Genomic DNA, 20,007 nt, shown 5'->3' with positions numbered 1-20,007 from the left:
TCAGGCGAGGGTGATCAGGAGATTGGCGTGGGCGTCCGCCTCGGCGGTAGCGCCGGGGGGCACCACCACGGTGCTGTCAGCCCCCTCGATGACGGCGGGGCCGACGATGCGCGCCGGGCAGCGCGTGCGCTCATAGACCGGCGTCTCCATATGGCCTTGCTCCGCACCGTAATAGACGTGGCGGATGCTCGCGGGTTCGTTCGAGCCTTCCACCCGCGCATGGGCGGCGCGGAAGTCGATCTTGCCGGGCCTCAGGCCACGGCCGATCACCCGCAGGCTTACCACCTCGATGGTGTCGGAGGAGGAGTAGCTGTAGATGGCCTCATAGGCCGCCTTGAAGGCCGCGTGCAGCTCATCCCGGTCCGCGAGATAGGGCACGGAGAGGGACATTTCCTGGCCGCGGAAGCGCATGTCCACCTCACGCGTCACGCTCATCAGGTGCTCGGCCACGTCCTCGCCGGCGAGGGCGGCGCGGGCATCGGCTTCCAGCGCGGCGAAGGCCATGTCCGCCTCGGACGGCAGGAAATCGGCGAGCTTCACCGCGAACGGACGGATGAAATAGCGCTCCACGTCGCCCGCCAGCATGCCCATGGCGGTGAACACGCCGGGCGAGGCCGGCACCAGCACCCGCGGCATGGAGAGAAGGCGCGCAATGTCCGCCGCATGCACCGGACCCGAGCCGCCGATGGCCACCAGCGTGAAGTCACGCGGATCGACGCCGCGCTCCACCGTTACCGCGCGGATGGCGCGGGCCATGTTGGCGTTCACCACGTCGCGCACGCCGCAGGCGGCATCCTCGGGGGTGAGATTGAACGGGTCGGCGAGATCGCGGGCGATGGCGGCGCGCGCCGCATCCACCGAGAGCGCGCGGGAGCCACCGGCGAGCTGCGCGGGCAGGTATCCGAGCAGGAGATTGGCGTCCGTCACCGTCGGCCGCGAGCCGCCGATGCCGTAGCAGGCGGGGCCGGGATCGGCGCCGGCCGAGACGGGACCGACGCGCATCAGCCCGCCCTGGTCCACATAGGCGATGGAGCCAGCGCCGGAGCCGACCTCGGCCACGTCGACGGTCGGCACGCTCATCATGTATCCGCCGGCCTTGATGAAGCGGCTGGGCGTGGAGATGCCGGCGCGGAACTCGTATTCGCTCACCCGCGTCAGCTCGCCATTCTGGACCAGTGATGCGGAGGCGGTGGTACCGCCCATGTCGAACACCACGAGATCCTTGATGTCCAAAGCTTCGCCGAGGCGCGAGCCGCCGACGACACCGGCCGCCCGGCCGGACGAGATGAAGAAGACGGGCTTTTCCCGCGCCGTGCCGGAAGAGGCGAGGGCGCCGTTGGAGTTGCACACCAGCAGCGGGGCATCGATGCCGGCATCGGTGAGGCCGCGCTCCAGGCGCGTGAGGTAAGCCTCCAGAACGGGCCGGACGTAGGCGTTCACGACGGTGGTGCTGGTGCGCTCATATTCCTTGGCTTCGGGCAGCACGGAAATGGAGCTGGTGACCTGCACCTGCGGGAAGTGCTCGGCGATCAGATCGGCGGCGCGCTGCTCGTGCGCGGGGTTGCGGTAGCTGTTGAGAAAGCACACGGCAAAGGACGTAATGCCCGCCTCGACCAGTTCTTGCGCGGCCTTCAGGACGGCCGCCTCGTCGAGCGGGAGAAGGATGGTTCCATCGGCACGAATGCGCTCCGCCACTTCCTTGCGGTAGCGGCGCGCGACGAGCGGAACCGGCTTTTCCCACTGGAGATCGAACATGGACGGCGTGCGCAGCCGGCCGATCTCCAGAACGTCACGGAAGCCCTTGGTGGTGATGAGCCCGGTGGGCGCGCCCACCTTCTGCAGAAGGGTGTTGGAGCCTACGGTGGTGCCGTGGACCACCTCCTTCACGGCGTCGGGCGTCAGCCGGGCATCAGCGATGATGGCGGCGACCCCTTCGAGGACCGCCTGCTCGGGCGCCGCGGGCGTGGAGGCGACCTTGCGATGGAACACTGCGCCGCGTCCGTCGGCAAGCACGAGGTCCGTAAAGGTGCCGCCGATATCGACGCCAATGCGGGCGCCCGTCGGAGCGTGCTCCAGGCCGGTGATTGTCCCCACGACATGTCTCCTGCGTTATTGGACTGAATGGTTAGTTCTGATCCATATACGCGTCAAGAGACGAACTGCACAAACCATTTGCGGCCGATGATGCATAAATCCACTTGCGTGACATATTGGACCATATAGTCTCATCTCGATGCCGAAGAGGGGATCGCAATAATGAAGATGACGTCCATCGCCGCCCGCCTCGCCCGGGCCGCCGCCGCCACCGCTTTGCTGGCCGGCCCGCTCGCCGCCGGCGCCGCCGCGGCAGAGGAGAAGATGACGATCCGTCTCGATTTTTCGCCCTGGGGCGTGCATGCCGGCATGCACCTCGCCAAGGAAAAGGGATGGTTCAAGGATGCCGGCCTCGATGTGGACATTCAGGACGGCCGCGGCTCCGGCAACACGCTTCAGCTGGTGAATGCGGGGCAGGTGGATGTGGGCCAGATCCAGGTCGGGCTTCTGCCGCAGGCCCGCGAGAACGGCTCCACCGCCAAGGCCTTCGCGGGCATCGACAAGCGCACGGACCTTGCCGTCCTCGTCGACCAGGAGTCTCCCGTCGCCAAGGTCGCCGACTTTAAGGGCAAGAGCCTCGTGGTCTTCGCCGCGAGCCCCTGGGCGCCCTTCATCGATTACTGGCTCAAGCAGGGCGGCCTTGATCGCACCACGGTCAACGTGATGTTCGTGGATCCCTCCGCCGTGTGGGGCACCTATACCGCCAAACGCGCCGACGGCCTGATGTCCACCGAGCCCTCCGCCATTCCGGTGGCCGCCGCCAATCGCCCCTCCAAGGCCATCCTTGCCGAAGATGTGGGCATCACCTTCCCGAGCTACGGCCTCGTCGCCACCGAGAAGACCATCGAAAGCCGGAAGGAAGCACTGAAGAAGCTCGTCGAGGTGCAGCAGAAGGCCTGGACCTATATCCGCGACGGCCATGTGGACGAGGCGGCTGACGCCATCATCAAGCAGCGCCCCAATGCCAAGCTGGACAAGAAGGTGCTGGCCGACCAGATCAAGCTCACCATCGACTTCTTCGATACGCCGAATACGAAGGGCAAGCCCATCGGCTACCAGTCGCCGGAGGACTGGGCCAAGGCGGCGAAGTCCGCGGTGGACGCCGGCGCCATCAAGCCGGGGACGGACCCCGCCACCTACTTCACCAACGAGTTCATTCAGTGAACGCTCACGTCGCCTCCATGACGGATGCCTCGACGATGGCCTATCTCTCGATATCTGGCGTCCGCAAGACGTACGGCTCGCCCCGCGGACCCGTCACCGCGCTGAAGGGCATCGACCTTGAGGTGAACGAGGGGGAGTTCGTCTCCATCCTCGGGCCCAGCGGTTGCGGGAAGTCCACGCTGCTCAAGTGCATCGCGGGGCTGGAGGATGCCAGCGCCGGAACGATCGCCGTGGACGGCCGCGCCCTCAAGGGGCCGCCCCAGAACATGGGCATCGTGTTCCAGCGCGACGTGCTGCTGGACTGGCGCACCATCCTCGACAACGTGCTCATCACAGCGGAGTTCGCCGGGCTGAAGGGCCCGGCGGTGCGGGAGCGCGCGCTGGCGCTTCTGGGGCGCTTCGGGCTCGGCGGGTTCGAGAGCCGCCATCCCTGGGAACTCTCAGGCGGCATGCGCCAGCGTGCCGCCATCTGCCGGGCTCTGCTCTGCGATCCCAAGCTGCTGCTCATGGACGAGCCGTTCGGCGCCCTCGACGCCATGACGCGCGACGACCTCAATCTTGAACTTGCGCGCATCTGGCAGGACACGCGCAAGACCGTGGTGTTCGTGACCCACGGCATTACTGAAGCCATTTTCCTCTCCGACCGGGTCGTCATGATGGACCGCAACCCGGGCCGGATCGTCGAGATCATCGACATCGACCTTCCCCGGCCCCGTCATCTCGCCGTGCGGGAGAGCGCCGAGTTCGGCCGATATGTCGCCCATGTCCGCCACCTCTTCGCCAGCCTGGGCGTGCTGAAGGACGATGCCCCATGAGCGCCACCGAGAATCTCGACCCGCCCATGCCCCGTCGCCTGCCCACATCGGTCGTCGAGGCCGGCATGGTCATCGGCCTGCTCGCCGTTGCCCTCGTTTTGTGGGAGGCGGCGGTCTACATCTTCAAGCCCGCGCCCATCATCCTGCCGGCGCCCAGCGCCATCTGGCAGGAATTCCTGCTCTCGCCGGGCTACTTCCTCCAGATGTCCGCCTTCACGCTCTACACCACCCTCGCGGGTTTCGGCCTCGCGGTGGTGCTGGGGCTGGCGCTGGCGGTGGGCATCGTCCATTCCAAGTTCATCGAGCGCACGGTCTATACGCTCCTCGTCGCGCTCAACAGCGTGCCGAAGGTGGCGCTGGCCCCGCTGTTCGTGATCTGGATGGGCACGGGTGTTGAGCCGAAGATCGCCATCGCGCTCATGCTCGCATTGTTCTCCGTCGTCATCGACGCCGTGCTGGGCCTGAGGTCGGTCGATCCGGACATGGTGAACCTCGCCCGGGCGAGCCGGGCCTCGTCCTTCGACATTCTCCGCAAGATCCGGTTTCCCAATGCTTTGCCCAGCATCTTCGCGGGCCTGAAGGTGGCGATCTCGTTCGCGCTGGTCGGTGCCATCGTCGGCGAGTTCGTGGCGGGGTCGGAGGGGTTGGGCTTCGCCATACTGACCGCGCAGGGGCAGTTCGACACGCCGCGGGTGTTCGTCTGCCTCATGCTGCTCGGCCTGCTGGGGACGGCCCTGTTCTTCGTGGTCGAGGCCTGCGAGCGCCTGCTCCTGCCCTGGCACGTGTCGCAACGCGGCGGTGGCGGCTCAGGTCACTGAGGTGGCGGCGCAGGGGAAAGCACCCCTTTCCGCCATCCTCGCTTTGCTGGCCACGGCCCTCCTGTGGGGCAGCAACCATGCGGCGGCACGGGCGATCCATGACGCCCTGCCGCTGCCCTCGCTGGTCTTCTGGCGCTGGGCGATCGCGCTCGCACTGCTGCTGCCGATCGCCTTGCCAGGACTGCTGCGGGAGCGCAGCGCGATCGGCCGAAACGCAGGTCGCATCGCGCTCCTGGGCCTGGTGGGCGTTGGCCTCTTCTCCGTCTGCCTCTATGCCGGAGCCTATCTGAGCCCGGCGCTGGAAGTCGGCCTTCTGAACGCAACGACGCCCATCTGGGTTCTGCTGATCGCCACCTTCGTCGGGCGCGCGCGGCCCCGCTTCGCGCAGATCGCCGGCATCCTCATCGCCATGCTGGGGGTCACGCTCGTCCTGATGAAGGGCCTGCCCACGGAGCTCCAAGGCTTCCATTTCGGAGCGGGCAATCTCGCTTCCATCGCCGCCGCGGTGCTGTTCGCCGTGTACACCTACAGCCTCGGGCAAAATCCCATCGGCATCTCCGCCTTGAGCCTCACCGCGCTGACAGCGCTTGCCGGCTTCGTGCTCGTCTTCTGCCCGGTGTACGCGGTCTTCCTCTGCCTCGGCGGGCAGGATCCGTTCACGACTGGGCTGCGGGTGGAGCCCGTCACCCTAGCGGTGCTGTACATCGCGGCAGGCCCGACGCTCCTGGGCAACCTGTTCTGGATCTACGGCGCGGCGCGGGTGGGCGCGGCGCGGGCCGGCCCGTTCCTTTATTTCTCGCCGCTGGCGACCATCGCGCTGTCCGCAACGTTGCTGGGCGAGACGATCATGCCGATCCAGATCGCGGGCGGCGCGGCCATTCTGGCGGGCCTCTGGATATCGACTCGGGCGGGATCGGGGCGGCCTGGGCCCGAAGTCCGGCAGGGCACGCCGAGCCCATAGGCTCGGCTGCCTTTTGCGGAACCCCGACGGGGCCGTTCTCAGGCTCGGTTATCGGCAACCGCGCTCCGCACCTCGTGCTCGATGAGGTGCCAGATGCGGTCCACGAGCGCGCCGAAGGCCTCATGCCGTTTCACTTCCAGCGCCCGCGGGCGCGGCAGCGGGATCGGGATTTCCTCGCGCACGGAGCCGGGCCGGGCGGAGAAGACGATCACGCGGTCGGAGAGGAACACTGCCTCGTCGATCTGGTGGGTGATGAGCAGCACGGTGGTGCCGCTCTTCTGCCAGATGTTGAGTAGCTCCGTCTGCATGATCTCCCGCGTCTGGGCGTCGAGTGCAGCGAACGGCTCGTCCAGCAGCAGGATCTTCGGGTTCACCGCCAGCGCGCGGGCGACGTTCACGCGCTGGCGCATGCCGCCGGAGAGCTGGTGCGGATAATGCTGCTCGAAGCCCTTGAGGCCGGCCATGTCGATGAAGCGCTGGGCGGTGGCGTGGGCGTCGCGCTTCGGCGTGCCGGCGATGGTGAGGCCGTAGGCGACATTCTCGATCACCGGTTTCCACGGCAGCAGGGCATCCTGCTGGAACACCATGGCGCGGTCGGCGCCCGGCCGCGTCACCGCATGGCCGGAGACCTTCACCACGCCGGAGGAGGCCGGCAGCAGCCCGTCGATGATGCGCAGGAGCGTGGACTTGCCCGAGCCGCTTGCCCCCACGATGGAGACGAACTCGCCCTCCCGGACGGTCAGGTTGATGTCGCGCAGCGCCTCCACGGAGGGCTTGCCCGCGCGCTCGAAGACCTTGTTGATGCCTTCGATGGAGAGTGCTTCGGCCATCTGGTTCACACCCCGGTTCATTCTTGCCGCCACGGCGCGAGCCGGCGTTCCAGCCATTCGAAGAAGATGCTGCCCATGAGGCCGAGCGCTCCCAGCATGATCACGTAGGCGAGCAGCGTCGCGGTGTCGAAGCTCTGCCCGGCGGCGAGGATGGCGAAGCCGAATCCGGCGAACGAGCCGAAGAATTCGGCGATAATGATGGCCACCAGGGCCCGCGCCCAGGCGACGCGGATGCCGGAGACGATGAACGGCACCGCGAAGGGCAGCGTCACCGTGGTGAACACCTGCCAGCGCGAGGCGTTGAACGAGCGCGCCGCCTCGATGAGGATCTTGTCGGTGGCCTTCAGGCCGGTCTCCGTCGTCACCAGCACCGGGAAGATGGTGAAGATGGTGACGAGCACGAACTTCGACGCGAAGCCCAGACCGAGCCACGCGATGAAGAGCGGCGCCAGCGCCACCAGCGGCACCGAGTTCAGCGCCGTCAGCATGGGTCCGGCGGTGAGCGCCAGCAGGCGGCTTGATGCCAATGCGAGGCCGATGGCGACGCCGATCAGCACCGCCACCGGGAAGGAGGCCGCCACCGCGCTCACGGTGGCGAGCGCATTGGTCCACAGCGCGCCGTTGCCGCTCTCCTTGGCGAGGGCGCGGAACACCTCCGCCGGCGGCACCAGCAGGAGCTTGTTGGTGACCACATAGGTGGCCAGCACCTGCCAGACCGCCAGCACGAAAGCGAGCGAGATGAGCATCCGCAGGAGGCCTGCGGCGCGCGAGCGCCCTTCGAGGAAGTCGTAGACGCTGCGCCAGAAGGGGGCGGCTGCGGTCATTCCGCCGCGGCCTTGTGCGCGTGGCGGGCGGTGGAGACCGCCTGCCGCCCATAACCCTTCTCGCCCACCACCTTGCCGTCCAGATAGATGGTGCGGCCGCGCAGGATGGTGCGCACCGGCTTGCCCTTGAAGCGGCGGCCGGCATAGGGGCTCCAGCCGACGAGGGAGAGCACGTCCTCGTCGCGCACCTCATATTCGGTCTCGAGGTCGACCAGCACGAGGTCGGCGTAGTAGCCGGGCTTGATCTCGCCCTTGCGGTCGAGGCGGAACAGGCGTGCCGGGCGGGTGGAGGTGGCCTCCACCACGCGCTCCAGCGGCAGCTTGCCCTCGGTGGCGGCGGTGAGGAACATGGAGAGGTAGAACTGGGTGGACGGCGTGCCGGTGTGCGCCTTCCAGCCGTCGGTCCAGCCGATCTCCTTCTCCTCGCGGGTGTGCGGGGCGTGATCGGTGGCGATGATGTCGATGGTGCCGTCGCGCACGCCGTCCCACAGGCCGGGCACGTTCTTCTCCGGCACCCAGTAGGACAGGGCATAGGAGCCGAGGCGCTGGATCGCGGCCCACTCGCAGCCGAGGAACAGCGCCCAGGGATTGAGTTCGCAGGTCACTTTCTGGCCGCGCGCCTTGGCCTCGCGGATGAGCTGCACCGAGCCGGCGGTCTGGGTGTGCAGGATGTGCAGGTGGCAGCCCGCCGCCTTCTGCAGGCGCAGCAGGGTGGCGATGGCGGTCTCCCAGATCACGCCGTCATGGGCGGCGTAGGCCTTGGCGTAGGCCAGGGCGTCGCGCTCCCCGCGCGCCCAGAACTCCTGCTCGATCACGTCCATCAGTGCCTGGTCGTGGGGATGGATCATGAGCGGCACGTCGTGCGCCGCCGCAGCCTGCATGATCTCCAGGATCTTGCCATGGTCGTGCACGCCGATGCCCGGCATGTGCGGATAGGAGCGGCCGGTATCCACCACCATGAAGAATTTGAAGGCGGCGATGCCGGTAGCGGCCATACCCGGCACTTCCTCGAGGATGGTGGGGGCGGGATTGAAGTTCCAGTCCACCACCGCGTCGCGCTCATAGATGGCGAACTGCTTTTCCAGCAGGTCCAGGGTGTTGGGCGGCGGGGTCACGTTGGGCATGGCGACCGAGGTGGTCACGCCGCCGGCAGCGCACTGGAGCGTCGAAGTGTAGATGGTGTCCTTGTATTCGAAGCCCGGCAGCGAGCCCTCGCGGTGGTGCGAGTGCATGTCGATGACGCCGGGCAGGATGGCGAGGCCCTTGGCGTCGATGATCTCGGCGGCCGCCGGCTCCAGCCCGGGCTCGAAGATTCCGGCGATGGCGCCGTCCTTGATGCCGATGGAGGCCTCGAAGCGGCCATCCGCGGTCACGACGAGGCCGTTCTTGATGATGGTGTCCAAACTACTCTCCCGAGGACGAGGCCCGCACGGGCCAATTTGAAAAGGAAGGGCCCGAGGCGGTCAGGACGCCATGTCGAGCGGGATTGGGCGGGTGCGGATCACGTCCAGCACCTCGGTCACGTAGTCCTGCGACAGCCCGCGCGTGATGAAGACGATGCGCGAGCCCGCCATCCCTTCCGGCCAGGCGGACAGCTCCACCGGCGGTGAGAAGAGCCGCTGCACCGCCTGCACGACCACCGGCTTGCTGCGGCCGGCGACGGCGAGAATGCCCTTCACCCGCAGCAGGTCGTCTCCATGGGCGATGGCCAGCGCATCGAGCCAGGCCGAGACGTGCTCCCAGTGGAGCGGCTCCTCAAAGGCGAGGCAGAAGGAGCCGATATCCTCGCGATGCTGCACCGGATCCGCCGCCTCGAACGCCTCCGCCCGCAGCCACGCGCGCACTTCGCTCGGGCGGGTGTTCGGGTCGGCGGGGTCGATGCCGTCGAGCAGCGTGGGCTGCGCAAGGTGGCTGAGCGAGGACAGATGCAGGCGCGCGCCGGGCGAAAGGCCGGCGATGCGCGCTTCCAGCGGGGCGAGGCGGTTGCCTGCCGATTCCGAGCCCGCGAGGTCCGCTTTGGTCAGCACGACCTCGTCGGCGACGCCCACCTGCTTGCGCGCCTCCGCGTGGCGGTCGAGCGTGCCCATGCCCTGCACCGCGTCCACCGCCGTCACCACCCGCCCGAGGCGATAGGTGCGCGCCACGGGGAAGGTGATGAGCGCCTGGATGACCGGGCCGGGATCCGCCATGCCGGTGGTCTCGATGATGACCCGCGCAAACGCCTTCACCTCGCCCCGCGCGCGCTTTTCGGTGAGGTCGCGCAGCGTCTCCACGAGGTCGCCCTTCACCGTGCAGCACAGGCAGCCGGTGGACAGCTCGATGGTGTTGTCCGAGCTGGCGGCGATCAACGCATGGTCGATGCCGATCTCGCCGAACTCGTTGACGATGACGGCGGCGTCGCTCAGCGCCGGGTCGCGCAGCCAGCCGTTGAGCAGCGTGGTCTTGCCCGATCCGAGGAAACCGGTGAGCAGCGTCACCGGCGTCCGCATGTCGCGAAAATGGGCCATGGCGGCGGCTCCTCTCGCTGCGCTCAGCTCACTTGCCGGCGATGTAGCTCGGGTCGTAGTAGCGCTTGAGGTCGAAGGGCTGGCTCTGGGGATCTCCACCCACCGCGGCGTCGATCTTGTAGAGGTTTTCAAGGCCCGCCGCCGGAACGGAGAGGTCGGCTGGAATGGCCTTCTGCTCCTTCACGATGAAGGCGTAGGAATCCTCCACCACGTCGCGCGGTGTCTTGGTATAGGCGGCGAGCACGTCGATGGCCGCATCCTTGTTGGCGGGATTGTCGATGAAGGCAGCCGCCTCCTTCAGTGCATGCGTCACCGCGATGGCGGCCGGGCGCGTGGCGGGTGCTTCGCCCCAGGACTTGTTCAACACCAGGGGGGTCTGGACATAAGGCTCGCGATAGACATCGAGCAGCACGGCGCCCTCGCGCCCGGCGAGGGTGTCGAAGGGGGCGATGAGCAGCGCGCCGGCGACCTGACCATTGCCCATGGCGATGATGCGGTCGCGGGAATTGGCGATGGAGACCATCTGTACCCCGGCCGGGTCCACACCCGCCTGCTTCACCTGATACTTCAAGAGGTTGGCGGTGCCGCCCTTGACCGCGCCCGCGGTGAGCGGCTTGCCGGCGAGGTCCTTGATGGAGGCGGTGCCCTTGGCGCCGTAGAGGCGCAGGATGGTCTTGTCGAGCACCGCACCGGCGATGATCACCGGGGCGCCCTTGTCGATGGCGCGCACCGCGAGATCGCCGAGGGCGATGCCCGCATCCGCGCTGCCGGATGCCACAGCCTGCAGCAGCGCCGGGCTGTCCGACGCACGCAGCTCGCGCACGGCGATGTTCCGCTTGTCGTAGAAGCCCTTGTCCATGGCGATGGCGTGCAGCCACAACAGCGCACTCGGGGCCAGAACGGCGAGCTTCACTTCGGTTTTCGGCGCCTGCGCCTGAGCCCCGGCGAGCGGAACGCTGAGGGCCAGGGCGGCGGCAACGAGGCGGGGAAGGACGCGCTTCATCATCTCTCTCCGGGAAGGGGGACGCGTCTTGCCGCGCGTCATCTGCCGAAAGAGTGCTCGATCTTTGAAGGTGCTTCAAGCATAATTCGCAATAGATAGGAATTTTGCGAAATTCCTACTGAATGATATAAAGTATCATTCGTTGGGGGAGGGTGCGGTTGGCCAGCAGGATTCTTCAGGTCATGGGTTTGTTTCGCGGACGCCCATGGCCGCTGACGGTGGAGGAGATCGCCCAGGAGACGGGCGTGTCCCAGAGTTCCGCCTATCGGGACGTGCAGGAGCTCTGCCGGGCCGGCTTCCTCGATCCCGTCATCGGCGCCGGCTATGTGCTCGGCCCCGCTTTCATCGAGTATGATCGGCTGTTGCGGCAGGGGGACACGCTGATCCCCATCGCCTCGCGGGTGATGCACGAGCTGCTCGACCAGACCACCCAGCGCGCGACGGCGATCCTCTGCCGGCGCTACCGCGACACGGTGATGTGCGTGCACCAGGAGCACGGCACCGCGCCCCATCCCATCACAACCTACGAGCGGGGCGTGGCCATGCCCCTGTTCGCCGGTGCGTCATCCAAGGTGGTGCTGGCCCATCTCGACGATCGCTCGCTGAAGCGCATCTATCTCGACAACGAGGACACCATCCGCGCCCGTCTCGGACACGGCGACTGGAAAGCCTTCAAGGCCGAGGTGCGGGCCATCCGCCGCGACGGTGTGGTCGAGACGGTCTCGGAGGTCGCCGAGGGGCGCGCGGGCATTGCGGCGCCGGTGCTGGTCAACAAGCAGGTGATTGCGGGGGTCAGCCTCGTGCTCGCGGCCGACGATATCGCCGGGGCGTCGCTGGCGTTCCGGGCCGCGGTCATCGATGCCGGGAAGCGGATTTCAGAGGAGATCGCGGGCAGCGGCACCTGGGTGGCGCGGTAGATCGCGCGGACCAGCCCGATCCTGCTTCAGCAAAAAAGAACCGCGGCGGCCCGTCTGCCCGGGCGCCGCGGTCCAATGCTTCAAACCTGCCGCTCAGACCAGCGCGCGGGGATCATGCCGGGCGAGGCGGGCCAGCAGATAGTCCACCTCGGTCCGCGCGGTTGCGGAGAGCGCCGAGCCCGGCTTGCGCTGCGCGTCGGAGGCGATGAAGCCGCGCTTCATCATCACATATTTGCGCACCGCGAGGCCGACGCCCTGCTGCTGCTCGTAGCGCATGAGCGGCAGGTGGGCATCGAACAGATCATGCGCCTTGTCCCGTTCGCCGGCCTTCTGCAGGCGCACCACGTCGCCCAGCATCTCGGGGAAGGCGTAGCCGGTCATGGCGCCGTCCGCCCCGCGCTCCATCTCGAAATCGAGGAACAGGCCGCCATTGCCGGTGAGGATGGAGATGGGGCGCATGGAGCCTTCCTTCTGGAAAGCGCGTAGCGCCGTGATCTTCTCGAGGCCCGGCCAGTCTTCGTGCTTCAGCATCACGCAGGAGGGGTTCTCCTCAACGATCTGGCGGATGACCTTCGGCGTCATCTGCACGGTGAGGGTGAGCGGATAGTCCTGGATGACGAAGGGGATGTCGGAGCCGATGGCCTCGATGGCCTGTCGGTAATAGCCGGTGATCTGGTCGTCCGTGCGCAAGGCCGGGGGCGGGGCGATCATGACGCCGGCCGCGCCCTTGTCCATGGCGGCACGGGCCAGCCAGCGCATGGCCGCAAGGCCCGGCGCCGAGACGCCGACGATGACCGGCAAGCGGCCGAAGCCGGCGATGAAGCGCGCGGTGACGGCGAGGGATTCCTCCGGCTCCAGCTTGGGCGCCTCGCCCATGATGCCGAGCACCGTCACGCCGGTGGCGCCAGCCGCGAGATAGCGGGCGATCAGGGTGTCGAGGGAGCCCTCGTCGATCTTCCCGTCCGGCGTGAACGGGGTGGGGGCGATGGGGAACAGGCCGGAGGCGCTGGCGTCGAGAAGCATGATGAAACCGATCAGATGCTGGCGATGAGGCCGCCATCCACGCGGATGACCGAGCCGTTGACATAGGACGACGGCGTGCCGGCGAGGAAGGCCACCACGTTGGCATATTCCTGCGGGTCGCCGTAGCGGCCGACGGGGATGGTGGCCGTGCTTTCCGCCGCCACCTCTTCCACGGTGCGGCTCTCGCGCTCGGCCTTCTTGGCATCGAGGAACTTGATGCGGTCGGTGGCGATGCGGCCGGGCAGCACGATGTTGGCGGTGATGCCGTCGCGCGCCACCTCGCGGGAGAGCGTCTTGGACCAGCCCACCAGCGACAGGCGCAGCGCGTTGGAGATGGCGAGGTTGGGAATCGGCGCCACCACGCCGGAGGACGTGGAGGTGATGATGCGGCCCCACTTGCGCGCGCGCATGCCGGGCAGCACCCGGTCGGCGATGGCGATCACCGAGAGCACCATGTCGTTGAAGCTCTTGGCCCACAGGGCCGGGTCCTGCCCGGCGGCCGGGGTGGGGGGCGGGCCGCCCGTGTTGTTGACGAGCACGTCCACCGGGCCGAGCTTCGCCTCGATCTCGGCGATGCGCGCATCGATGCCGGCGAGGTCGGAGAGGTCGAACTTGAGCGCCATCGCTTCGCCGCCCACGGCCGCGATGCGCTCTGCTACCGCACCTGCGGCGGCCAGATCGATGTCGCCCAGGGCGACCTTCGCGCCTTCCGCCGCCAGCGTCGCCGCGATGGCGCTGCCGAGCCCGCCGCCCGCGCCGAGCACGAGGGCCGTCTTGCCTTTCAGTCCGAGATCCATGGTCCATCCTTCGTCATGTCGGCGCGCGGCAAATCCGTCCGCGGGCATTCAGTCGGCGATCGCCAGTCGACCCGAGGCCGCCGTGCCGGCGGTGCGCGCAAGGTAGTCGGCCTTGCTGTACTGCATGTGATCGACGCAGAGCTGCGCCAGCGCCCAGCTGTCCGTGCCCTGGAGCAGCTCGATCATGATGTCGTGCTGCCGGCGGGAGAGCTGGAGCCCGGCGTGATCGGCGAGATTCTTGGCGCGCATGGGCAGGGTATAGCCCATGTAGTCCTGCAGCGTGCGCACCAGATAGGGGTTTCCGCAGCCCGAGAACAGCGTCAGGTGGAACAGGTCGTTGGTCTCGTGGATGCCGCGCAGATTGCCGGCATCGGCATGGCGGCAATAATCGGCCTGGATCTCCTTGAGGTGGGCGATCAGCTCCGGCGGGGCGGGCAGGGGGATCATCAGCGCCGCCTGCCGGGTGAGCATCTCGCGCACCGCGTAGATCTGCTGCACCTCCTGCGCCGAATAGGAGCAGACGGTGGCCCCCACATTCTTCTCGCGTCGCACGACGCCGGTGCGCTCCAGCTGCACCAGCGCCTGGCGGATGTAGTGCCGCGAGGCGCCGTAGCGCGCCATCAGTGTGTCTTCCACCAGCCGGGAGCCGGGGGCGAAGCGGCCGAAGATGATGTCATCCTCCAGCCGGCGCTGCACCTCGGCCTGCTCGTCGGCCCGCGATGCGGGAAGGGACGCTTCGCTCATGCGGCGCTCCTGTTCGCCGTCTCGAATCGGGAAAGCCTGTAGCAGTCTTCCACCAGCCGCAAGGTCTCCAGATTGTCCTCGGGCGAGGTCTCGAAAGGGCCCCCGCTCGCGAGGCAGGCGACGAAATGGGCGATCGTCGCCGCGTAGGAGCCGAGATAGGTCGCCTCGGGATCATAGTCCAGCCGTTCCGCCTCAGGTCCGGCGACGGAGAGGGCGGTGCCGTCGAGCCGAAGGGTACCGGCCTCGCCGAGGATGGTCAGCCGGTCCGCCTGCTGCGCGGGCACGCCATAGGCGGCGAAGCTCGCGAAGATGGAGACGCCTGCGCCATCAGCGGTGGAGAGCTGGATGACGGCGCCGTCCTCGCCCGCCATGGCGTTGCAGGTGCGGCTGAGGGCGGCGGCCTCCACCTTCAGCGGGCCGAGCAGCATGCGCAGTGTGTCGAGGTGATGGATCAGCACCTCCGCCACCAGCATGCGGCGTTCCTCGCGCATGAAGGGCTGGCGCTCCAGCGCCTGGAAACGTCCCTCCGCATCCGGCACGGTACCGGACGTGACGAGGGAGAGGTGGGCGGCGCGCACCGCGCCGATGCGGCCGGCCCGCAGCCATTCGGCGGCCTGCCGGTAATAGGCGCGGAAGCGCCAGTTCTCATGCACCATCAGGCGCACCTGTCCGCCGATGTCCGCCACCAGTTGCTCGGCCTCCGGCAGCGTGGGGGCGAGGGGCTTCTGGCACAGGATGGGCAGGCCGTGGCGCGCCGCGAGGCGGGCGAGCACCGCATGGACGGCACGTGGCGCGGCGATGTCCACGGCATCGAGGCCACCCGCCTCCAGCATCGCCTCGGCGCTGGTGAAGACGGCGGGAATGTTGAAGGCGCTCGCCCGCTCGGCGGCGCGCTCGGCGGACGGATCGGCGATAGCCACCACCTTCGCGGCGCCGCCCAGCGCGGCCCAGCCCTTCAGATGATGCTGGGTGACCCAGCCGGCGCCGATCAGCCCGACGCGGAGCGGCGCGGCCATCAGTGCGTCCTCCGCTGCACGGCAGCGCGAACGGCGGCGTCGCCCGTCTCCAGCGGGGCGATGGCGTCGCCCGTCTCGGCGTCGAACAGATAGGCGGCGTCGGCCCGGAAGAAGAGTTCCACCTCCTGGTCCGGCGCGGCGGTGACGTGGCGCGGGAGGCGGGCGGTGATCTCGCCGCCCCCGGGCAGTTCCAGCAGGAGCAGCGTCTCGGCGCCCAGCGGCTCCACCGCGATGGTGCGCCCGGTGACGCGCCCGCCCGGCGCACCGTCGAGGGCGGCGGGATCGATCGCCATGTCTTCCGCGCGCACGCCGAGCGTCACCTTGCGGCCGTCCCGCGCCTGGAGCACGCCGTCGCTCCAGCGGGCAAGCGGCGCATCCAGCGCCGGGCTCGACGCACGGCGGGTGGCGGCGGAAAGCGTCGCGTCCATCAGGTTCATGGGCGGCGAGCCGAGGAAGCGGGCGACGAAGGTGTTGGCCGGTTGCCAGTAGACATCCAGCGGCGCGCCGATCTGCGCCACCTTGCCGGCGTTCATCACGCAGATGCGCGTGCCCATGGTCATCGCCTCCACCTGGTCGTGGGTGACGTAGATCATGGTGGAGCCGAGGCGGTGGTGCTGCTTGATGATCTCGCTGCGGGTGTTGACGCGCAGCGCCGCGTCGAGGTTCGAGAGCGGCTCGTCGAAGAGGAACACCTGCGGCTCGCGCACCATGGCGCGGCCCAGCGCCACGCGCTGGCGCTGGCCGCCGGAGAGCGCGCTGGGCTTGCGGGCCAGCAGCGGCGCGAGGCCGAGGAGCGCCGCCACCTCCTTCACCCGCCGCTCGATCTCGCCCCCCGGAATGGACCGGCGGCGCAGGCCGAAGGCGAGATTGTCGGCGACGCTCATGTGCGGATAGAGCGCGTAGGACTGGAACACCATGGCGATGTCCCGGTCCTTGGCCGGCACGTCGTTCACCACCCGCCCGTCGATGGAGAGCGTGCCGCCGGAGATGCTTTCCAGCCCCGCAATCATGCGCAGCGTCGTGGACTTGCCGCAGCCGGAAGGGCCGAGCAGCACCATGAACTCGCCGTCGTCTATGGTGAGGTCCACGTCCTCCACCACGACGGGGCCGCCGCCTCCGTAGCGCTTCACGATCTTGTCGAGTTTCACCACCGCCATGGCAGCCTCACTGGATTCAGCCTCACTTGATCGCGCCGGCGGTCATGCCGCGGATCAGCTTTTCGGAGAAGAAGACGTAGACGACGATGACCGGGATGACCGAGATCATGACGCCGGTGGCGATCATGCCGATGTCCTGGAAATGGTCGCCCATGAAGGCGCGGATGCCGATGGGCAGGGTGCGCTTGTCGGGATCGGTGATGAGCACCACCGCGAACAGGAACTCGTTCCAGAGCTGGATGAAGTTGAGGATCAAAGTGGTGGCGATGGCCGGCATGCCCACCGGCAGCACGATGCGCCAGAAGATCTCGAGGTCGCCGTACCCGTCCATCTTGGCCGCGTCGAACAGGTCCTGCGGGATGCGCGCGAAGAAGCCTTCCAGCAGATACACGGTCAACGGCAGCTGGAGCGAGATATAGACCAGCGCCAGCCCGAACAGGCTGTTGTAGAGATTGTAGTCCACCAGGATCTGGTAGAGCGAGATCAGGGTGATCTGCGGCGGGAAGATGATGGACGAGAACAGGATGCCGTAGATGATCCGGTTGCCCCGGAAGCGGTAGCGCGCCAGCGCGTGGGCCGCCGCGGCGCCGATGAATGTGAGCACCGCCACCGCGCCCACCACCACCATGGTGGAGTTCCAGAAATAGGTGGCGAAATCGGAATCCACCCAGGCGGTGCGGAACTGGTCGAGATGCATCGGGCTCGGCCAGGCATAGGGATCGGCGCTGATCTCCGCCGTGGTGCGCACCGACATGGTGGCGAGCCACAGGAACGGCCCGAGCTGGTAGATGGTGTAGACGCCCAGCACGAGCGCGAGGATGCCCCGCGAGAACAGGCGCGGCAGAGGCGCGCGGCCGGAGGCGGCGGCGAGGGATGCGGCCATCTCAATACTCCAGCCGCTCGCGTGAGCCGAGCACGCGGTTGAGGATGATGACCGCGGCGCACACCACCAGGAACCACACGGTGGCGATGGCGGAGGGATAGCCGAGGTCGAAGGTGTTCCAGTTGAAGGCGCGCTTGTAGACGTAGGTGGAGACCGTCTCCGTCGCCCACAATGGCCCGCCCTGGGTCATGATCCAGACGAGGTCGAACACCTTCATCTTGCCGATGAAGGACAGGATGTAGAGCGACAGCAGCGTCGGCCGCAGCATGGGGACGATGATGTAGCGCAGCTTCGCGCCCCAGCCGCAATTGTCGAGGTCGGAGGCTTCCAGCACTTCCTTGGGCAGGGAATGGATGGCGGCGAGGCACACCACCATGTTGAAGCCGGCCCACTTCCACGCATGGGTGACGATGACGGCCGCGAGCGCGAGGTTCGGATCGCCCAGCCAGGAGGAGGCGAGGTCGCCGAGGCCCACCGCCCGCAGCATCACGTTCAGCACGCCCCAGTCGTAATTGTAGATCCACATCCACAGGATCGCGACGACCACATAGGAGAGCAGAACCGGCGTGAACCAGGCGACCCGCAGGAAGCGCGCGAAGGGCACGCCGGCATAGAGCGCGAGCGCCAGCAGGAGGCCGGTGGCGACATCGATGACGGGGGCGACGAAGGACCAGATGAAGGTGTTGCGGACGGCGACCCAGAAGGTCTCGTCCCCCATCAGGTCGCGATAGTTGCCGAGTCCGACGAAGGTAGCGTCCATCCCCTCGATGGTGAAGAAGCTGTCATAGATGGTGCGGAACGCCGGATAGGCGGTGAGCCCGCAATAGACCAGCAAAGCCGGCCCGAGAAAGATGGCGAGGACCAGCCGCGTGGCGCGCCTGGGGTCGGCGAGGGTGGCCCGCGAGGAGGCTTTCGCCTCCCCGCTCTTGGCCGTGGTTTGAAGGGAAATGGCGTCGGGCATCGCTCACTTCTTCAGGCAGGCGGCGTCCATCTTCTCCGCCGCATCCGCAACGCTGATGAGGCCGGCGGGGAAGGCGTTGTTCATGACCTGGATGTAGGTCTCGGCGCACTTGGCGCGGTAGTAGAGCAGGGGTGTGCCGAAGAAATAGGTCACGTCCTTGTTGCGGGCGTTCAGCTCGTCGAAATAGGCCTTGTGCGGGCTGACGATCTTCGCCGGATCGGACTTGAGCCCGCTCTGCAGCGACACCTCGCTGATCCACTTGGTGCCGTTCTCGGCATTGGCCATGGATTTGAGCAGCGCTCCGGCGCAATCCTTGTTCTTGCCCTTGGAATACATGACGAAGCTGCCCGCCACCGCCAGCGTCTTGCAGTTCGGGCAGGCGCCCTTGTCCATGGCGGGGAACTTCATGATGCCGAGCGGGAAGTTCGCCGGCATGCCGCCCTTCTCCGGCGCGGCGAAGGCGCGGCCGGTGAACCAGCTGGGATCGGGGAAGGTGAGCGAGCCCGGCGAATTGTAGAAGTAGAAGTGGGATTCGCCCAGCTTCAGGGTGGAGAAGCTCTTGGGATAGGCGCCGGCATCCACCAGCTCCTTCACCCAGGTCATCACTTCCTGAACGCGGGGATCCTTGAAGGAAAGCTCGCCGTTGAGAAGCTTGCTGTAGTCATCCGGCCCGAGCTTGCGCAGCAGCGACTCGAACAGCAACTGGCCGCCCGGGAAGGGCCGGTCGCCCACGCCCTGCGACACCGGCGTGATGCCGGCGGCGACGCCCTTCTTCACCAGATCGGTGAACTGCGCCTGGGTGAGCTGGAAGGAGGCCGGCACGTCCACGCCGACCTTCTTCACCAGATCCTTGTTGTAGTAGAGCTCGACCGTATAGGCCTCCACCGGCACGCCATAGACCTTGCCCTTGGAGGTCCAGGCGGGCTTGGCCCAGTCTTCGAGACCGTTGAGATCGATGTAGCCGTCGAGGGGCTCCAGGAAGCCGCCGGCGAGGAATTCCGGCTGGTCCGGCTCCATGTAGAAGATGTCCGGGGCCTGGCCGGTGCGCACGGCTGACTTCGCCTGGGTGTAGATGTCGGCCTTGGGGATGAAGCTGAGCTTCACCGTGCATTGCTTGTTGGCGGCCTCGAACTCTTTCACCCGCGCCGTCACCCACTCCTTCTTGGCCGGCTCGTCGGGCCAGTTGCTCCACATGGTGATCTCGGTCTGCGCGAAGGCATGTCCCCCGCCCATCGCCGCCGTCATGGCGATCGCCGCGCACAGGCCGCGACCCCACGACGCTTTTCCGACGCCTCGAATGCTCGTCATCCACGTTCCTCCCGCTAAGTCCCGTTATGCCCCGGGTTTGCCGGGAGACTGGGCGGCGGTCGGATTATTGTCAATAATGATTCCGAAGATCGGCGCAATTTTCGTCTCATTGCGCATATGAAGGCTTATATTATTGACAATCATGCGAGAGGGGGAAATTGTCCGCATTCAGGTCGGCGATGATC

General features: G+C 67.4%; 19 protein-coding genes. 5 read left to right on the top strand and 14 right to left on the bottom strand.

The genetic code is table 11. The features are described 5' to 3' along the window. On the bottom strand, positions 1-2,094 hold the full coding sequence (locus tag FHT36_RS10480) for a hydantoinase/oxoprolinase family protein (RefSeq protein WP_348644423.1): 2,094 nt from the start codon (positions 2,092-2,094) through the stop codon (positions 1-3). Positions 2,095-2,256: 162 nt separating this feature from the next. On the opposite strand from FHT36_RS10480, the gene FHT36_RS10475 reads away from it, so the two are divergent. The 4 genes from FHT36_RS10475 to FHT36_RS24845 are packed head-to-tail and all read left to right on the top strand — an operon-like array spanning position 2,257 to position 5,852. Next, complete coding sequence (locus FHT36_RS10475; protein ID WP_246702152.1) at positions 2,257-3,258, top strand: ABC transporter substrate-binding protein; 1,002 nt, start codon at positions 2,257-2,259, stop codon at positions 3,256-3,258. A gap of 17 nt (positions 3,259-3,275) precedes the next feature. After that, positions 3,276-4,073, top strand: a complete 798-nt coding sequence (locus FHT36_RS10470; RefSeq protein WP_210257715.1) for an ABC transporter ATP-binding protein — start codon at positions 3,276-3,278, stop codon at positions 4,071-4,073. Continuing rightward, entirely contained in the window at positions 4,070-4,891 is an 822-nt protein-coding gene (locus tag FHT36_RS10465) for an ABC transporter permease (protein ID WP_246702151.1), read from the top strand. The genes FHT36_RS10470 and FHT36_RS10465 overlap by 4 nt, the downstream gene beginning before the upstream one ends. 1 nt (position 4,892) lies before the next feature. Continuing rightward, positions 4,893-5,852, top strand: a complete 960-nt coding sequence (locus FHT36_RS24845) for a DMT family transporter (RefSeq protein WP_169122447.1) — start codon at positions 4,893-4,895, stop codon at positions 5,850-5,852. A 38-nt stretch (positions 5,853-5,890) separates the two neighbouring features. Here FHT36_RS24845 and FHT36_RS10455 read toward each other — a convergent pair whose 3' ends face one another. Genes FHT36_RS10455 through FHT36_RS10435 form a run of 5 tightly spaced genes read right to left on the bottom strand, consistent with a single transcriptional unit; the run spans position 5,891 to position 11,016 of the window. After that, the gene (locus FHT36_RS10455; protein WP_210257686.1) at positions 5,891-6,703 is read right to left on the bottom strand and encodes an ABC transporter ATP-binding protein; all 813 of its coding nucleotides are present in this window, start codon (positions 6,701-6,703) and stop codon (positions 5,891-5,893) included. After that, positions 6,700-7,506 (bottom strand): ABC transporter permease, encoded by an 807-nt coding sequence (locus tag FHT36_RS10450; RefSeq protein WP_169122446.1) that lies wholly within the window; start codon positions 7,504-7,506, stop codon positions 6,700-6,702. Before FHT36_RS10450 ends, FHT36_RS10455 begins: the two co-directional genes overlap by 4 nt. Beyond that, positions 7,503-8,909, bottom strand: coding sequence for a dihydroorotase family protein (locus tag FHT36_RS10445; protein ID WP_169122445.1), 1,407 nt, complete (start codon positions 8,907-8,909; stop codon positions 7,503-7,505). The genes FHT36_RS10450 and FHT36_RS10445 overlap by 4 nt, the downstream gene beginning before the upstream one ends. A gap of 60 nt (positions 8,910-8,969) precedes the next feature. After that, positions 8,970-10,013, bottom strand: coding sequence for a GTP-binding protein (locus tag FHT36_RS10440; protein WP_169122444.1), 1,044 nt, complete (start codon positions 10,011-10,013; stop codon positions 8,970-8,972). A 28-nt stretch (positions 10,014-10,041) separates the two neighbouring features. After that, positions 10,042-11,016 (bottom strand): ABC transporter substrate-binding protein, encoded by a 975-nt coding sequence (locus FHT36_RS10435; RefSeq protein WP_169122443.1) that lies wholly within the window; start codon positions 11,014-11,016, stop codon positions 10,042-10,044. A gap of 152 nt (positions 11,017-11,168) precedes the next feature. On the opposite strand from FHT36_RS10435, the gene FHT36_RS10430 reads away from it, so the two are divergent. Next, the gene (locus tag FHT36_RS10430) at positions 11,169-11,933 is read left to right on the top strand and encodes an IclR family transcriptional regulator C-terminal domain-containing protein (RefSeq protein ID WP_348644421.1); all 765 of its coding nucleotides are present in this window, start codon (positions 11,169-11,171) and stop codon (positions 11,931-11,933) included. A 93-nt stretch (positions 11,934-12,026) separates the two neighbouring features. Here the strand turns inward: FHT36_RS10430 and FHT36_RS10425 are convergent, their stop codons facing one another. From FHT36_RS10425 to FHT36_RS10390, 8 genes are read right to left on the bottom strand one after another with little or no spacing between them, the layout of a single operon-like run. After that, on the bottom strand, positions 12,027-12,956 hold the full coding sequence (locus FHT36_RS10425; protein WP_169122441.1) for a dihydrodipicolinate synthase family protein: 930 nt from the start codon (positions 12,954-12,956) through the stop codon (positions 12,027-12,029). An 11-nt stretch (positions 12,957-12,967) separates the two neighbouring features. Beyond that, positions 12,968-13,753: an SDR family oxidoreductase gene (locus FHT36_RS10420; RefSeq protein ID WP_169122440.1), complete on the bottom strand. Its 786-nt coding sequence runs from the start codon at positions 13,751-13,753 to the stop codon at positions 12,968-12,970. 48 nt (positions 13,754-13,801) lie between these two features. Continuing rightward, the gene (locus FHT36_RS10415; RefSeq protein WP_169122439.1) at positions 13,802-14,497 is read right to left on the bottom strand and encodes a GntR family transcriptional regulator; all 696 of its coding nucleotides are present in this window, start codon (positions 14,495-14,497) and stop codon (positions 13,802-13,804) included. Beyond that, positions 14,494-15,513, bottom strand: a complete 1,020-nt coding sequence (locus tag FHT36_RS10410; RefSeq protein WP_169122438.1) for a Gfo/Idh/MocA family protein — start codon at positions 15,511-15,513, stop codon at positions 14,494-14,496. The genes FHT36_RS10415 and FHT36_RS10410 overlap by 4 nt, the downstream gene beginning before the upstream one ends. Next, positions 15,513-16,670, bottom strand: coding sequence for an ABC transporter ATP-binding protein (locus tag FHT36_RS10405; protein ID WP_169122437.1), 1,158 nt, complete (start codon positions 16,668-16,670; stop codon positions 15,513-15,515). Before FHT36_RS10405 ends, FHT36_RS10410 begins: the two co-directional genes overlap by 1 nt. A 22-nt stretch (positions 16,671-16,692) precedes the next feature. Continuing rightward, positions 16,693-17,553, bottom strand: coding sequence for a carbohydrate ABC transporter permease (locus FHT36_RS10400; protein WP_169122436.1), 861 nt, complete (start codon positions 17,551-17,553; stop codon positions 16,693-16,695). Between the two features lies 1 nt (position 17,554). Further along, positions 17,555-18,514 carry a carbohydrate ABC transporter permease gene (locus tag FHT36_RS10395; protein WP_169122435.1) on the bottom strand — a complete coding sequence of 320 codons (960 nt, stop codon included), beginning with the start codon at positions 18,512-18,514 and terminating at the stop codon, positions 17,555-17,557. Between the two features lie 3 nt (positions 18,515-18,517). Then, complete coding sequence (locus FHT36_RS10390; protein ID WP_169122434.1) at positions 18,518-19,822, bottom strand: ABC transporter substrate-binding protein; 1,305 nt, start codon at positions 19,820-19,822, stop codon at positions 18,518-18,520. Positions 19,823-20,007 lie beyond the last annotated feature (185 nt).

The organism is Xanthobacter sp. SG618 (genome assembly GCF_012932745.1).
Lineage (GTDB): Bacteria > Pseudomonadota > Alphaproteobacteria > Rhizobiales > Xanthobacteraceae > Xanthobacter > Xanthobacter flavus.
Note: the sequence above shows the minus strand (reverse complement) of the source record. Positions and strands in the feature narration are given on the sequence as shown.

Excerpts from the sequence above, each read along its gene's own strand:
- FHT36_RS10475 (WP_246702152.1), top strand. The coding sequence starts at position 2,257 with ATGAAGATGACGTCCATCGCCGCCCGCCTCGCCCGGGCCGCCGCCGCC.
- FHT36_RS10470 (WP_210257715.1), top strand. The coding sequence starts at position 3,276 with ATGACGGATGCCTCGACGATGGCCTATCTCTCGATATCTGGCGTCCGC.
- FHT36_RS10465 (WP_246702151.1), top strand. The coding sequence starts at position 4,070 with ATGAGCGCCACCGAGAATCTCGACCCGCCCATGCCCCGTCGCCTGCCC.
- FHT36_RS10455 (WP_210257686.1), bottom strand. The coding sequence starts at position 6,703 with ATGAACCGGGGTGTGAACCAGATGGCCGAAGCACTCTCCATCGAAGGC.
- FHT36_RS10450 (WP_169122446.1), bottom strand. The coding sequence starts at position 7,506 with ATGACCGCAGCCGCCCCCTTCTGGCGCAGCGTCTACGACTTCCTCGAA.
- FHT36_RS10440 (WP_169122444.1), bottom strand. The coding sequence starts at position 10,013 with ATGGCCCATTTTCGCGACATGCGGACGCCGGTGACGCTGCTCACCGGT.
- FHT36_RS10435 (WP_169122443.1), bottom strand. The coding sequence starts at position 11,016 with ATGAAGCGCGTCCTTCCCCGCCTCGTTGCCGCCGCCCTGGCCCTCAGC.
- FHT36_RS10425 (WP_169122441.1), bottom strand. The coding sequence starts at position 12,956 with ATGCTTCTCGACGCCAGCGCCTCCGGCCTGTTCCCCATCGCCCCCACC.
- FHT36_RS10420 (WP_169122440.1), bottom strand. The coding sequence starts at position 13,753 with ATGGATCTCGGACTGAAAGGCAAGACGGCCCTCGTGCTCGGCGCGGGC.
- FHT36_RS10415 (WP_169122439.1), bottom strand. The coding sequence starts at position 14,497 with ATGAGCGAAGCGTCCCTTCCCGCATCGCGGGCCGACGAGCAGGCCGAG.
- FHT36_RS10410 (WP_169122438.1), bottom strand. The coding sequence starts at position 15,513 with ATGGCCGCGCCGCTCCGCGTCGGGCTGATCGGCGCCGGCTGGGTCACC.
- FHT36_RS10405 (WP_169122437.1), bottom strand. The coding sequence starts at position 16,670 with ATGGCGGTGGTGAAACTCGACAAGATCGTGAAGCGCTACGGAGGCGGC.
- FHT36_RS10400 (WP_169122436.1), bottom strand. The coding sequence starts at position 17,553 with ATGGCCGCATCCCTCGCCGCCGCCTCCGGCCGCGCGCCTCTGCCGCGC.
- FHT36_RS10395 (WP_169122435.1), bottom strand. The coding sequence starts at position 18,514 with ATGCCCGACGCCATTTCCCTTCAAACCACGGCCAAGAGCGGGGAGGCG.
- FHT36_RS10390 (WP_169122434.1), bottom strand. The coding sequence starts at position 19,822 with ATGACGAGCATTCGAGGCGTCGGAAAAGCGTCGTGGGGTCGCGGCCTG.